12 protein-coding genes are annotated in these 14,306 nt (G+C 40.3%); 9 read left to right on the plus strand and 3 right to left on the minus strand.

Features of this window, described 5'->3' with window-relative positions:
* Positions 1-233 precede the first annotated feature (233 nt).
* Positions 234-1,010, minus strand: a complete 777-nt coding sequence (locus tag J7E77_RS24650) for an IclR family transcriptional regulator (protein WP_214717489.1) — start codon at positions 1,008-1,010, stop codon at positions 234-236.
* A 295-nt stretch (positions 1,011-1,305) separates the two neighbouring features.
* Here J7E77_RS24650 and J7E77_RS24655 point away from each other — a divergent pair, with 295 nt between their 5' ends.
* A complete protein-coding gene (locus J7E77_RS24655; RefSeq protein WP_214717490.1) occupies positions 1,306-2,469 on the plus strand; it encodes a Gfo/Idh/MocA family protein in 1,164 nt (387 codons plus the stop codon).
* Between the two features lie 41 nt (positions 2,470-2,510).
* On the opposite strand, the gene J7E77_RS24660 is transcribed toward J7E77_RS24655, so the two are convergent.
* A complete protein-coding gene (locus tag J7E77_RS24660) occupies positions 2,511-3,074 on the minus strand; it encodes an LOG family protein (RefSeq protein ID WP_214717493.1) in 564 nt (187 codons plus the stop codon).
* A 206-nt stretch (positions 3,075-3,280) separates the two neighbouring features.
* Positions 3,281-3,844 (minus strand): GNAT family protein, encoded by a 564-nt coding sequence (locus J7E77_RS24665; RefSeq protein ID WP_214717495.1) that lies wholly within the window; start codon positions 3,842-3,844, stop codon positions 3,281-3,283.
* Between the two features lie 200 nt (positions 3,845-4,044).
* Between J7E77_RS24665 and J7E77_RS24670 the strand changes: the two genes are divergently transcribed.
* From J7E77_RS24670 to J7E77_RS24705, 8 genes are all read left to right on the plus strand, one after another.
* On the plus strand, positions 4,045-5,265 hold the full coding sequence (locus J7E77_RS24670) for an ATP-grasp domain-containing protein (protein WP_214717497.1): 1,221 nt from the start codon (positions 4,045-4,047) through the stop codon (positions 5,263-5,265).
* Positions 5,266-5,280: 15 nt separating this feature from the next.
* On the plus strand, positions 5,281-7,269 hold the full coding sequence (locus tag J7E77_RS24675; RefSeq protein ID WP_251026850.1) for a hypothetical protein: 1,989 nt from the start codon (positions 5,281-5,283) through the stop codon (positions 7,267-7,269).
* 27 nt (positions 7,270-7,296) lie between these two features.
* Complete coding sequence (gene argC, locus J7E77_RS24680) at positions 7,297-8,331, plus strand: N-acetyl-gamma-glutamyl-phosphate reductase (protein ID WP_214717499.1); 1,035 nt, start codon at positions 7,297-7,299, stop codon at positions 8,329-8,331.
* 12 nt (positions 8,332-8,343) lie between these two features.
* Positions 8,344-9,573 (plus strand): bifunctional ornithine acetyltransferase/N-acetylglutamate synthase, encoded by a 1,230-nt coding sequence (gene argJ, locus J7E77_RS24685; protein WP_285290736.1) that lies wholly within the window; start codon positions 8,344-8,346, stop codon positions 9,571-9,573.
* 16 nt (positions 9,574-9,589) lie between these two features.
* Complete coding sequence (gene argB / locus J7E77_RS24690) at positions 9,590-10,366, plus strand: acetylglutamate kinase (RefSeq protein WP_214717501.1); 777 nt, start codon at positions 9,590-9,592, stop codon at positions 10,364-10,366.
* The gene (locus tag J7E77_RS24695; RefSeq protein WP_214717503.1) at positions 10,359-10,517 is read left to right on the plus strand and encodes a hypothetical protein; all 159 of its coding nucleotides are present in this window, start codon (positions 10,359-10,361) and stop codon (positions 10,515-10,517) included. The genes argB and J7E77_RS24695 overlap by 8 nt, the downstream gene beginning before the upstream one ends.
* Positions 10,518-10,851: 334 nt before the next feature.
* Positions 10,852-12,684: a hypothetical protein gene (locus tag J7E77_RS24700; protein WP_214717505.1), complete on the plus strand. Its 1,833-nt coding sequence runs from the start codon at positions 10,852-10,854 to the stop codon at positions 12,682-12,684.
* A 17-nt stretch (positions 12,685-12,701) separates the two neighbouring features.
* On the plus strand, positions 12,702-14,306 hold the full coding sequence (locus tag J7E77_RS24705; RefSeq protein WP_214717507.1) for an amidohydrolase: 1,605 nt from the start codon (positions 12,702-12,704) through the stop codon (positions 14,304-14,306).

Genomic DNA, 14,306 nt, shown 5'->3' on the forward strand with positions numbered 1-14,306 from the left:
TACAATTTTTATTCATTATACATAAAAGTACCCGATAGGGCAGACCTTTTTTAAGTGTCTACTCTAACGGGTACAGTTTAAACACTGGCTTTCTTTTTTATATTAATTTCACCGTCATTTGTGAAACGGACTAGAATACTTTAGCATTCTAGACAAAAAAGGTAAGCTAGACAAGATATGTCATTATGATATATCTTGTCTAGCTTATTTTATTGTTTTGCTTAAGGTCATCATTATTTTCCTTTGTTATTAAAGTGCTGGTTAATCGTTCGACAAGTTTGAAGAAGAGCATCCGCTAGCTTCTCTTCATTGCCATAAAAACGAGTAGATGGGAGCGGAATCGAAATTGCCCTTAAATTCCCCATTTGATCAGAAATAACTGCGCCCACAGCACAAATTCCTTGTATGTGTTCTTCCTTGGCAAAAGCAACCCCCTCTTTACGAACCACTTCTAATTCCTTTAACAATTCATACCGGCTTGTAAGCGTATGGTCATTGTACTGCGGCAGGTTCTCCGGTAACAATCTCTCAACCTCAGCTATAGGTAAGGAGGCTAGTATGGCCTTTCCGTTGGCCGTGCAATGTAATGGAAAGGACGCACCGGGTTGTGAAGTCGCTTGTAATGGATGCGGAGCGATAATTTGATCCACGAAAAGCACCTTCCCGTTATCTAATACGGACAAGTCCACCGTTTCATTGACTTGGCTCGATAATTGTATTAAAAATGGTCTAACTTCTTCCCTTAAATCACTCTGGACAGCAGCCCCAAGCATCGCAATCTCGGTCCCTAGACGGAATCCTTCGTCAGAGGAAACTGCTGCCACAAACTTTTCCTGTTCTAGTGTAGCAACAATTCTTTGAACCGTAGATCTAGCCAGGCCCACTTCTTTGGCAATTTTCGACAGGCTTAATCCTTTGGGATGATCTTTAAGTGCCCTTAGAATATTAGCCGCACGAGAGATCACCTGAACAGTAGATATTTTCGTTTGATCCTGTTTATCGTTGTTCAAAAGTATGAACTCCTTCCTCAAATATATCCCATCTATTATAACTGAAATTTGACTTGTTTTTGTATATTGGATCGTGGAATAGATATGTTTTAAAGAATCACTAAGAAAATTATGGGAAAAGTTTGTGATTGACATATGATTTTACTATTCATTATACTATAGTTAAGAAAAATGATACATCTGTATCATGATGTGGTTAATTATTTTATCATTAATACTATATAAAGAACGTTCTTGAATAAATTCTCGGATTTTCATATTAAAAAAAGAATTCCATAAAAGATGAGGGATAGAAATGGGTTTAGTTAAGGTTGGCGTGATTGGAATAGGAAATATGGGCAGTTCCCATGTTCAAATGCTGGATCAAGGACAAATCAAAGGGGCAGCTTTAACGGCGATTTGCAGTAGGAATGAAAGTCGAATCGAGTGGGTGAAAAACAGTACAAAAGGAAATGTGCAAATTTTCCAGGATGAAGAGACTTTTTTTAATGAATCAGGAATTGATGCCGTTCTTATTGCCACACCGCATTACAGTCATCCAGAACTCGCCAAAAAAGCCTTTGCTAAAGGAATACATGTCCTCATTGAAAAACCAGCAGGCGTCTATACAAAAGATGTGCTAGAAATGAATGAGGCATCGAAATCTAGTGGAAAAGTGTTTGGCATCATGTATAACCAAAGGGCCAATCCGCTTTATCAAAAATTACGGGACCTTATTCACTCAGGTGAACTTGGCGATATCAAACGGATCAACTGGATTGTTACGGATATTTACCGTCCACAAAGCTATTACGATTCAGGTAAATGGAGAGCCACATGGAAAGGCGAAGGTGGCGGTGTTCTATTGAATCAGGCACTTCACCATTTAGATATTTGCCAGTGGACAACAGGGTTACTGCCAAAGAGCATTCGTGCCATGTGCAGAATAGGAAAGTATCATGATATTGAAGTAGAAGATGATGTAACCGCATTTTTGGAGTATGAAAATGGGGCAACAGGTGTATTTATTACTTCAACTGGAGAAGCTCCCGGGTCGAATCGCTTCGAAGTTGCTGGAGATCGCGGGCAAATCATTGTTGAAAATGAAGAACTTACTTTTTACCGATTAACACAATCAGAACGTGAATTTAATGCTTCGTATACAGGCGGATTCGGTAAGCCTGAATGGCAGAAAGTCGAAATTCTAGTAAAGTCTGAAAATGCGAATCATTCAATGATTGTTCAAAATTGGATCGATTCGATTGTAACAGGTTCATCGTTATTGGCACCAGGTGAGGTCGGAATAAAGGCGCTGGAAATTTCAAATGCCATTTACTTATCTTCTTGGTTAAACGAAATGGTAGAATTACCAGTCAACCCAGACCTTTATTATGAAAAATTACAAGAAAAAATCAACACTTCCACATTTAAGAAAACCTCCGTCACCAACACTACCTTAAATGTTTCTGGGACACATTAAGTACTACAAGGAGAACAGTACCTGTTACTGTTCGCCTTTTCTCAGTAGGTTTTTATCGTCGGAGGTATATATTCTAAAAATTTATCTAATAATACGTCTGGTTGTTCTGCAATAATTGCCATCGAACGGAATTTCTCTTGGAGGAATCTTTGTTCGATCATATGGTCAAACAGGCTAATCAATGGGTCATAGTAATGATTAATATTTAGAAGACCACAAGGCTTTTGGTGCAAGCCAATCTGACCCCAAGTGAACATTTCAAAAAACTCTTCATGTGTACCGGTTCCACCAGGCAAGACCACATATCCATCAGACATATCAGCCATTTTCGCTTTTCTCTCGTGCATGGTTTCAACCTTAATTAACTCGGTTAATCCTTTATGAGATAGTTCACGTTCCTCCAACACTCTAGGGATCACACCAATCGCATGACCGCCTTCATTTAATTCTGTATCTGCAACCGCACCCATCAACCCATTACTTGAACCGCCGTATACTAATGTAATGTCCCGTTTAGCTAACTCTTTTCCTAGTTGAATAGCTCCTGTTCTATAAGTCTCTGAAGCACCGAAACTTGAACCGCAAAAGACTGCTAATCGTTGCATGATCCTGCCTCCCTATTTTTCTATCTATTATAATTTATTCACACTGGAACTTGAATATTATTAACCCTTACTTTAGACGATAAAAATAGAGAGAGTTTTATCCCACCCCTTAACTTACTGGCTCTTTCACCAATAAAAAAGGGCCAGTCCCCAACACAATAACGTAGTGTGTGACTGACTCTAGTGACTTTTATAACAATTTTCAACTAAGCTTTACTATATGTTAATTCTCTTATCCAAAGGACATCTGATACAGGCTGGGGATTGCGCCCATACAGTTCACTTGCTTTAAAAGCATGTACATCATCATATATAGCTTTCATTCGGTCATACACCCATTCTTCCGTTCTATGTACTGGTGTCCAGCAAAAAATGTCCATTTTATTCAACTCATTTGTGACCATATGGATTCTTTCATAACGAATGGAATTCATCTTTAAGAAAGAATTCTTTTCATAAAATCTTATTCTTTTATCCGAGTCGGGATCTAGAATAGTAACTGGTTCAACCTCCAGTATGATCGTTTTTCCCTTTCGTTTTAGCTGGTCAAGGATCTTACTTCCTCTCCCATTTCCACGGTTGTTTCGGGTCACTAGTATATAATCTATGAAGATACAATCAGACATTTCGAAGTAGACTATTACATAATCTGTACTTTCCTCTAATTGATAGATTCCTTGTTTTTCGTGAAAAAGGATTTCAAAATGCTTTTTGGATTTCATTTCTTTTTCTGGAAAATAATCAGTCAATCTACTATACCAGTCGCTCATTAACATACCCCTTTGCCCGAATATTTGAATATGACAACATGATGTCTACCTTATTTTAGTTAATCAATGTAAATATTTTGTTAAGACAGTTTTAAACATTTGTACTATTATTGTAAATCTGAAAATTACAATAATATTTTTTGCTAAAATAGGGCTGTTATGATCTTTTACATATTTCAAAAATAGGGAGAGTTTTGCAGATGAAAAAAAACAAGGGAAAAATAACAGCATTGCTTGGCTGGAGCCTGCACGCAATCGAAGCGATTGACAAAATGAATCGACCCTATGTGGTTGTTGGTCCCCCTGAATTTCAAGGGTTTGCTGACACCCATGACATCCAGTTTATCCCATGGGTATTCGACAATTTAGATGAACGGTCTGATGATCTCTATGAAAAATTAAAGGATCTTAATACAAAAGTAGCTGTACCAATCTACGAGGAAACCGTTGAATGGGCGGGTGCCTTGAATGCTAGGCTACAGAATAACACGCGCATTTTCCAAAAATCTCTTTTATTGAGAGACAAGGGATTGATGAAGCGTAAAGCACAAATGGCAGGCATCCGTGTGGGTGTATTTGCAGAAGCTGAAAACAAAGATGATATCTATCGTTTCTTAAATAGAGTAAATGAAGCATTAATCAAACTGGATGGAGATATGAATGACCCTATTCATGTAAAACCATTTAATAAGGCAGGAACCGTTGGCCACCGGTTGATTCGGGACCGACAAGACATTGAACAAATTTCCGAGTCAGAATTTCCCCTTCTGATGGAAAGTCACCTAGATGGTCAGGAATTCTCCTGTGAGGCCTTTATCCATGGTGGCAAGGTAAGATTTCTAAATATAACCGAATACGTAAAGCTAGGTCACTCGAACTTCGTGCCTGCTTCCCCTTCCCTTGAAGAATGGCGGCCGCAGATCAAGGAAGCAATCGAGAAGCTTGTCGACGCCTTTGAAATCAAATATGGAGTGATACACCCTGAATATTTTATTGCCCCGGATGGAACATTGAATTTCGGCGAGGTGGCTGCACGTGTTCCTGGTGGTCATATTTTTGAATTGATCGAAAAGGCATACGGCTTCAGTGCGTTTCAAGCACAGGTGCTTTGTAGCGACCCTGATACAACCGAAGAAGAACTTGAGGCCTTTTTCCCTGAGGAAGTGGTATCTGCAAAGGGATATGCCGGCAGCTTGATGGTTTACCCAAACGTAAAAATCATTGAAAGACTGAATATGCCAGAGGAGCTCAAAAACCATCCTTATTTTGAAAGACATGATATGTTCATTCCTGTCACCTCCAAAGTGGCAGAACGAGTGGGCTTTGGGAACCATTATGGGACGATTTTTTTCTCCGGCAATGACAGTGAAGTCATGAGAACACTCATGAAACAATATGAAAAATATGATTTTTACCTTTAAGGGGGGAAGAAAAGGATGACGAATCAAACAAAGAAGAAAAGAATGAGTAAACTAACATCAGTCTTAAAAAATAGATTTGAAACGGCCCTTGACAGGCTTGAGGAGGCTAAACCATTTGCGAAAAGCATGTACCAGACGGACGTCTTCCAACTAGCGATTGAGCTTGCTCGTTCAGAGGACGGTCTTCCGATCCTCTATGGACATGCCCCTCGGTTTGACAAAGCTGGCGTCTTTCATGGCGGCCCGTGGGAAGACCCTGCGAAAATGCAGTCTCCGCTTGCCGGCGGTTCACTGAAGCTAAAAGGTGTTCAATCCATTATTGAATTGTTAAGTGAAATGAGAATGCTTGCGATTGCCAAAGGTGATTACATACACGAGAACATCCGCTCAGAAGAAGCATGCGCATTTTTAAATGAAATCCTCGCTCTTAATCTCGATCTTTTGTTCCCTAGGGAAATCGAGGAAAACCGTATTCAATTAGAAGATCATATGATACGGGCTCAGCACTTGTTTCACTACTTGGGTCAAGAGCTATCGTTTAAAGCAATAGCTGATAAAATTGCTCAGGAGATCAACCGCCTTACTGTTCAGCGTCCAATTATGACTGGACGGATTTTAAACATGATCAGCATGTTTGAACCATTAATTGAAAGTGTAAAGGATGAAAAAACAGCCGAGGCTCTTAAAAAGTACTCACGTGCGGCCAATGCTCCAACACCGCTCAGCAAAGAAACATCCAATCAAAGGAAATATAGGATTAAATTAGCGGATGCTTATTCGGATGAACTTGAGGCTGAGGCTAGAATCTTTGCAGGAGCGATGAAAGATACCGGGCTTGTTTCACCCTATCATGCCGTGCTGCTGCGTTTCCTTAACCGGAAGTATCCTGACTTTATTCCAGCTGCCCTTGATTTATCGGAAACAGGAACTGCAAGCTTCAATGCCAACAAAGAACTGGTTCACGATATGATTCAGCTGTCTATTTTTCCTGAAACACGTCAGGCAATCTACGGCCTTGCAAGAATGCTTGACCGAGGGGTTCTTTCGCAGGATTCGCTCCTCCCTGCCATTCGCCGCCTGTTTGAGCTTCCAATTCATTCTCAGGTAAAGCAGATCCTTTCAAAGCCTGAATATGAACAGTGCGGGATTAGTCTAAATGGTGTACTTGTTGCTGGAGTCGTTAGTGTTCTCGGACAGCCACTTGGTGTCGGGCAGGGATTCAATCCAACCTGCCAGTCAGCGAGAGCCATATCCCTCTGGTCCCAGCATGGAATTGGCCAGTTGCTGGAATACATTGCCCGTGCCGCCCGTGATCATGATATTGACATGACATTTGAAGGTGAAACCATCCACTCAAGCTTCCTCGAGGTCGGAGTTGCAGGAGAAATCCACCAAGAGTTGGATCCTGTATCCATTGTTCTTGTGTCCCACCTCGATAAAATTTATACAGAAATGATGAAACGAACCATCCTTCGCGGAGAGGACGGTCATAAGTGGGTGAACCCGGAATTTTATGGTGAATGGATTCCAAAGGGCTTTATGAATGTCATCAATCCATTCACACTGAAAGTCGCTAACTATTCCACATTCGTTAGGCTGTTCTATGCCACCCACCATCCGGATTATAACGAAGGATACGAATTGATTTATCCAAACCCGGTTGGCATTTTTACGACAAACGTACACGGGGCGCTGCTCGGTCTGCATGCCGTAGCAATTCAAAGAATTAAAAAAGACCAGAATGGGGATTACCGGATTTATTTTTACAATCCCAACAACGATAGCGGCCAGAATTGGGGTCAAGGTATAGAGCCAAGCGTTTTCGGTTTCGGTGAAATTGAGGGTGAATCGTCCCTTCCATTTCATGAGTTTTTGTCAAGAATGTATGCCTTTCACTATAACCCATACGAACAGGGAGACATCTATATGGTAGAAGACAGCCGTGTGGAAGAAGTCGAAGCTTTGGCAAAAGACAGTTGGGGTAAAAATTATGTGTGGGAATGAATACACACCGTCTCAAGGAGGAGCGTCATGAAAGTATCTATCATTGGCACTACTGGATATGGCGGTGGTGAACTTTTTCGTATATTACATCATCATCCTGTATTTAGAATACAATCTGTGCATACGACCAGGGATGAGCTTCCATTATATGAAGAGTTCCCACATTTGAACGGAATTACAAACTTAAAACTGGAGCATATCGATGCTGGAGAAATAGCCAAGCATTCAGATATCGTTTTTATAGCCGCCCCATCAGGGGTATCAAGTAAGCTTGTCCCAGCCTTCGCAGATACAGGTATTCAAGTGATTGACTTATCCGGTGACCTGCGGCTTACCAATGGAGAAATGTATAGAAAATGGTATAAGCATGAACCCGTTGATAGCCATTTATTGAAAAAAGCTGTTTATGGGTTGAGTGAGTGGAATAAAGAAAAAATTATTGATGCAAAATTAATCGCTAATCCTGGCTGTTATTCTACTGCCACTCTTCTGGGTCTTGCACCAGTGGTAAAAGAAGGACTGATCGACCCGGATTTAATCATTATTGATGCAAAATCTGGTGCTTCCGGTGCTGGAAGATCTGTATCTAAAAGCCTGCTATTCTCGGAAATTAATGAAAATTTCCGAATATATAAGGTAAATGAACATCAGCATATTCCTGAAATCGAGCAGCAATTGAACCTTTGGAATGCAGGAGTTTCACCGATTACTTTCAATACCCATTTGCTGCCGATTACAAGAGGAATCATGGCTACCATTTATGTAAAGCTTACAGAAAAAATGAGTACTGATAGACTCATTGAATTATATAAAGAACAGTATTTGAGGAGTCCGTTTGTAAGGATAAGAAAGAAAGGTTATTTCCCATCTGTAAAGGAAGTAGCAGGCTCCAATTATTGTGATATTGGATTACATGTTGACGAGAGAACAGGAAGATTAACCATCGTTTCTGTTATCGATAATCTCATGAAAGGGGCTGCCGGTCAGGCGGTTCAAAATGCCAATTTGATGAATGGATTAGATGAGAAAACGGGATTAGAGTTTATTCCCTTGTACCCATAAGGAGGATTCAGAATGCCAACTTTGATAAAGGATAAATTAGTTGAAATTGAAAATGGGAATATACTATCACCACAAGGATTTACATCAGCAGGGGTCAATGCCGGCCTCCGCTATACTAAAAAGGACTTAGGGGTCATTATTAGTGAAATCCCGGCTTCATCTGCGGCAGTTTATACCACAAACCAATTCCAAGCAGCTCCTTTAATAGTAACCCGAGAAAGCATAGCGAGTGAAGGACTCTTACAGGCTGTTATTGTAAACAGTGCCTGTGCCAATGCTTGTACAGGAGTAAGAGGACACAAGGATGCATTAAAAATGCGCTCGTTAACATCTGAAAAATTCAACATTAAGGAAACTTATGTGGCTGTTGCATCAACAGGTGTTATTGGGAAGTATTTAGATATGGATAAAATCACAAACGGCATTCAATCATTATCACCAGGCAATTTAAACAGTGATGCCGTTGATTTTCAAACTGCTATTCTGACTACCGATATTGTGATGAAAAGCTGCGGATACTCAGCCATCATTAACGGCAAAACCATTACAATTGGGGGATCGGCAAAAGGGTCCGGCATGATACACCCTAACATGGCTACTATGCTGGGTTTCTTAACAACGGATGCAGCCATCCCTCCTGAGAATTTATCGGCAGCCTTAAAAATGGTAACCAATAATACTTTTAATCAAATTACCGTGGATGGAGATACCTCTACAAACGATATGGTTCTTGTTATGGCAAACGGGCTGGCAGGTAATAATCCGTTAAATCCAGAACATCCAGAATGGGAAACATTTGTTGAGCTTTTAACTAAGGCCTGTGAAAATTTAGCCAAGCAAATTGCTATGGATGGAGAGGGAGCTACGAAGTTAGTTGAAGTTGAGGTACTAGGAGCAAAGGATCATGAGGAAGCAAGATTCATTGCCAAACAAATTGTTGGGTCAAATTTAGTGAAAACCGCCATATTTGGTGCCGATGCCAACTGGGGACGAATCATCGGTGCGATCGGGCAGACAAAGGCGGCAATCAACCCTTATACAGTCGATATCGCCATCGGTCCTATTAAGATGTTAGAAAATAGTGTACCGTGTGTGTTTTTAGAGGACGAAGCACACAATTATTTAAATCAGCCATTTATTAAGATTTTAGTTGATCTTCATGTGGGTAAAGGATCCGGTAAGGCATGGGGCTGTGACCTATCTTATGACTATGTCAAAATTAATGCCAGCTATCGTACGTAAGGATCGGTGAAAAAAGATGAAATATATTGTTATTAAATGTGGCGGCAGTGTTTTGGACGAGTTAACACCCTCTTTTTTTACAAGCCTTTCCGATTTGGAAAAGCGTGGGTTTAAACTGGTCTTTGTCCATGGCGGCGGGCCTGATATTAATGAAATGCTTGAATTATTTAATGTGAAACCACAATTTGTAAATGGACTTCGTAAAACAGATGAGCATACACTAAATATCGCTGAAATGATACTATCAGGCCAAACAAACAGAAAGCTTGTGGCAATGCTTCAGCAGCACCAATTCTCCGCTATTGGGATAAATGGAAGTGATGGCGATTGTTTACAAGCTGATTATATTAACCGGAAAGAGCTTGGTTTCGTTGGAGAAATCAGCATGGTGAATACAGAATTCTTAGAACTTGTTGTTAATGGGAACTATATTCCGGTCATTACCCCGATAGGAATAACAGAAAACGGCGAAAAACTTAATATTAATGCAGATTATGTGGCAGCAGAGGTGGCTAAGGCCCTTCATGCAGAACAATGCCTATTTGTTACCAATGTGGATGGAGTATTCATTGAGGGCTCGCTTTCAAGTTACCTTTCAAAACAAGACGTCAATACCTATATTGCAAATGGGGAAATCAGCCGCGGGATGATTCCGAAAGTTCAATCCGCTCTTAATTCTTTGGAAAAAGGCGTTGAAAGCGTCATGATCGTTTCCGGTAAAAAAACATTTTTTGAAAATGGCAATTGGAATGGTACGAGAATATATGATAAGGAGCCGATCATAATTGAGTAACTTATTTCCAACCTATGCACGCTGGGAGATTGAACCTGAATCAGCAAGCGGCAGTCAGATGATTGATAAAAATGGAAAAAAAGAGGAATTGGAAAATGGAATTAACATTATAAAAGAAGTTTTGGAGAAAGAATATATGTCAGCCGAATAGTAGATTGATTATTTATGAGTCAAAAGATTCGAAGAACCCGAAATATTATTTCGTGGTTCTTTTTTATTTGAAATATCTAGCGTTTTATGTTAAATTAATCAAATAATTATTTCAATTTAAAGAATATTCATAAAATTAAACAGACTATTACACTCCTGCAATTTTAGCCTCTTCAGTTCAGTTGGTAATATTGAAGAACAAATCTGCCAGCTAAATCGCCATCATTTCTCGGTCTGAACAAAGCATTTGTGTTTTTTTCTCCTAATAAGTAATTCTCTTTATATTTTGTCAATATGATACTGTGAAGGCAATATGCAGAGAAGGGAATGGATATATGGGACTTTTTCTATTTACTTCGGAGGATTCATTTCAAAGAGCCTTTTATCAGTTATGGAAAACTTCCGCATTAACCAAAAGTTTATTTCAATCTGCAGTTTTTGAAGAAGCTGCTGCCCTTCTCAAAGAACCGAATGGATTGGCAAAGATTTTTAAATATGCGCATCTCTTTGACGAAGCTGGGGTATTTGCGGGGAAGCCATGGGAGAATGTCCGCAAGCTTAATCCCACTCTTGTAAGAGGCACTTTGCATGCCGGCTGCATCACTGCAGCAGCTGAGGCAATGAGCGATCTGAGAATTCTCGCCATTGCAAGAGGTGATTATGTACATCCAGAAATGTCGGCGGAAGAAGCAACTGAATTTTTAACGAAGGTCATGGCTTTGAATCTGGATCTTCTTTTAATGAAGGAAACGGAAGAAAATCGGGTAACGCAGCTTTACAAAGACAAACAAGCGTCAGAGCTTCTGGGATTTATCTCAGACCATTGTTTTTCTTCCCATGTTTTTCAAATTCTGTATCAGGAAATAGATAATCTCGCTGTCCAAAGGCCTATCGTAACGAAAAAAATCCTGAAATTGATTGCCAATGCAAGAAGATTAGCCGGCGACCGGAACGTTGCGGATTCAAGCTTGATGAAATACGAAAATGTAGTCTATTCACCATCAGTTTTAGCAGCTGCTGCTAAGAAAAGTTATGAAAATAAACTGAAAACCAGTAATGATTTAGTACTAATCAAGGAAGCCGAGCAGCTGCGTGAATCCACGAAGCATACCGGTCTTGTTTCACCCTTCCATGTATTATTTTTAAAATTTATAAATAAAGAAAAGACAGACTTGCTGCAGAGCCTGCTGGTCGTGGACGAAACGGCCAAGGAAAACTTGCGCTCAAATCTGCCTTTTGTTTCTTCTTTAATCACTTCAGCCGTTACGATGAATACTAGGAGAAGCATTTACGGTTTGATACGCCTTCTACAGCGGGATGTATTTACGAGCGAATTTATAAGTGAATTGGTGAAACTTGTAGACGTTCCCATTCATGATCACATTAAGAATAGGCTTATAGCCGCTCATAAAATATTAGATACATCTGCAATTCGTTCTCTTATAGTCTCAGGAATGATAAGCGTTTTAGGGCAGCCCCTAGGGATTGGCCAAGGTTTTAACCCAACATGCCAATCAACAAGAGCGCTCAGTTATTGGTCACAAAAGGATCCTGTCATGTTGCTCAAATTATTTAATCATTTTCTTGAACATGGAAAGATCACCATTAATTTTGAAGGAAGACCCATATCTTCAGATGCGCTTCCTCATGTCTCACTGGACGATGAGGAAAATATTGATACCGTCTCACTACTCTTGATTCCTCACCTTGATTCTATCTATTTTGAAATGTTAAAGGCTGCGAATGGACGCGGGCATGATCCCCATAAATGGATCAACCCCTCTTTTCATATCAATGGAGTTTGGCCCGAGTTTTCAGATATTTATAGTGATTCAGACTTTACAGCCCGATTCTATCGGCACTATCACCCTTCGAGTAATCCAAATGTCAATGAAGGTCTTCCCCAGCCTGCTGGGATTACCATTTACAACCAATCTGGTCAAGTGCTTGGAGCCCATGCAGTACTTATTCAAAGAGTATCCCATGACCCAAAAGGCTACCTTCGCGTTTACTTTTACAATCCAAATAACGACAGCCTTCAAGTATGGGGAAACTCCATCAAAACAAGTGTTTTTGGAAATGGTGAGCTCGAGGGCGAGTCGTCCCTTCCTTTTGACGATTTCCTCTACTTCATATATGCTTATCACTTTCCAAAACAAGATAATTGAGAGGTGGAAAAAGTCAAATGGCCATCCGAAAACACTCAATACAAACTTTTATCAATGGGAAAATTTTCACCTCTAATCCAGAACAACCATATGCAAGCACCATGATTGTGCGTGATGGTACGATTTTGTGGATTGGTGAGCAATCAGGTCTAGAAAATATTAAAGGAGACTGTGTTGATCTTAAAGGGCACAGAGTGCTTCCAGGTCTTATCGATTCGCACTTACACCCATTGTGGCTTGCAAATGCATCAACCCAGATTGCCTGCACCCCTCCACTCGTCAATTCAATCGCAGATTTAATTGAACAAATTCAGAATTTATGTAAATCATATGAAATAGGTAAATGGATTGAAGGCTGGGGTTATGATGAAGGGAAATTATCAGAAGGAAGAGAGCCAACACGCTGGGATTTAGATGAAGCCACAGCGGATATTCCAATTTTCATTAGCCGGACATGTACCCACATTGCCGTAGTAAACAGCAAAGCATTGGAACTAGCAGGCATTACGAAAGATACACCCGATCCACAAGGCGGAAAAATTGATCGGGATTCAAATGGTGAACCAACAGGAATATTACGTGAAAATGCGAAAGATCTCGTCCATCGCATTATGCCCACCAAATCTCTTGAAGAAAACGCTGCGTCACTTGCCGAATTAAGTTCTTTCCTGCTTTCCCATGGAATCACAGCCATTACAGACCTTTCGAGTAGAATTCTACCAACTGATTACATGGACATGTATAAATCAGCTGTCAAAAAAGGACTAAAACAACGTACTGTTCTCTATTATCTGTGGGATGATTTGAAGGACAAACCTTTATTGGAAGCAGATAAAATCAAAAGAGAAAATCAAATTCACATTGGCGGTATCAAGTTATTCTCAGACGGAAGCGTCTCTGGAAAAACAGCATGGGTCAATCCACCATTCTTAGGGGAAGATGAAAATTACGGTATTCAAACGACAACTAAGGAAGAGTTATTAGCTGCTGCAGAAGCCGCTGAACAGAACCATATTCAATTAGTTGTCCATGCAATGGGCGAGCAGGCGATTGACTTAATTATTGACACTTTCTATGGCAAAAAAGGCTGGCTTACAAATGGCCCCTCTATTCGCATTGAGCATGCGGCAATGCCTTCAGCCCGAGCCATCCAACGGGCTGCTGAAACAGGTATTGCCTTTGTTACTCAGCCCATTTTTGTATTTGCAGAAATTGAGAGCTACCATAAAAACCTTGGATCTGAGCGTACAAAACAAACCTATCCTATTCGATCTATGCTGCAAGCAGGGATAAAAGTGGCGTTTTCTTCCGATGCTCCTGCGACTGCTTGGGCTGATCCTGTAAATCCATTTGTTGGAATCAAGTCCGCTGTTACACGCTTAGCGTATGATGGTTCTAATACTGGACAAGAGCAAAGAATAGATGTATCAACCGCGATCATGCTTTACACAAAAGCAGCACAAGAGATCACACGGATTCCTCATGTCGGACAGCTTGCTATAGGCAATCATGCTGACTTTATTGTTCTAAACCAGGACATATTTGAAATTAGTATCGACATGATAGATACCATTCTAGTTAAAGAAACTTATTTGGCTGGAAATTTAGTTTTCCAAAGATAA

The sequence above is a fragment of the Bacillus sp. ISL-77 genome (assembly GCF_018613105.1).

What these genes read in the sequence shown, in the direction of transcription:
- J7E77_RS24655 (WP_214717490.1), top strand. Translation starts at nt 1,306, where the DNA reads ATGGGTTTAGTTAAGGTTGGCGTGATTGGAATAGGAAATATGGGCAGT.
- J7E77_RS24660 (WP_214717493.1), bottom strand. Translation starts at nt 3,074, where the DNA reads ATGCAACGATTAGCAGTCTTTTGCGGTTCAAGTTTCGGTGCTTCAGAG.
- J7E77_RS24665 (WP_214717495.1), bottom strand. Translation starts at nt 3,844, where the DNA reads ATGAGCGACTGGTATAGTAGATTGACTGATTATTTTCCAGAAAAAGAA.
- J7E77_RS24670 (WP_214717497.1), top strand. Translation starts at nt 4,045, where the DNA reads ATGAAAAAAAACAAGGGAAAAATAACAGCATTGCTTGGCTGGAGCCTG.
- J7E77_RS24675 (WP_251026850.1), top strand. Translation starts at nt 5,281, where the DNA reads ATGACGAATCAAACAAAGAAGAAAAGAATGAGTAAACTAACATCAGTC.
- argC (WP_214717499.1), top strand. Translation starts at nt 7,297, where the DNA reads ATGAAAGTATCTATCATTGGCACTACTGGATATGGCGGTGGTGAACTT.
- argJ (WP_285290736.1), top strand. Translation starts at nt 8,344, where the DNA reads ATGCCAACTTTGATAAAGGATAAATTAGTTGAAATTGAAAATGGGAAT.
- argB (WP_214717501.1), top strand. Translation starts at nt 9,590, where the DNA reads ATGAAATATATTGTTATTAAATGTGGCGGCAGTGTTTTGGACGAGTTA.
- J7E77_RS24700 (WP_214717505.1), top strand. Translation starts at nt 10,852, where the DNA reads ATGGGACTTTTTCTATTTACTTCGGAGGATTCATTTCAAAGAGCCTTT.
- J7E77_RS24705 (WP_214717507.1), top strand. Translation starts at nt 12,702, where the DNA reads ATGGCCATCCGAAAACACTCAATACAAACTTTTATCAATGGGAAAATT.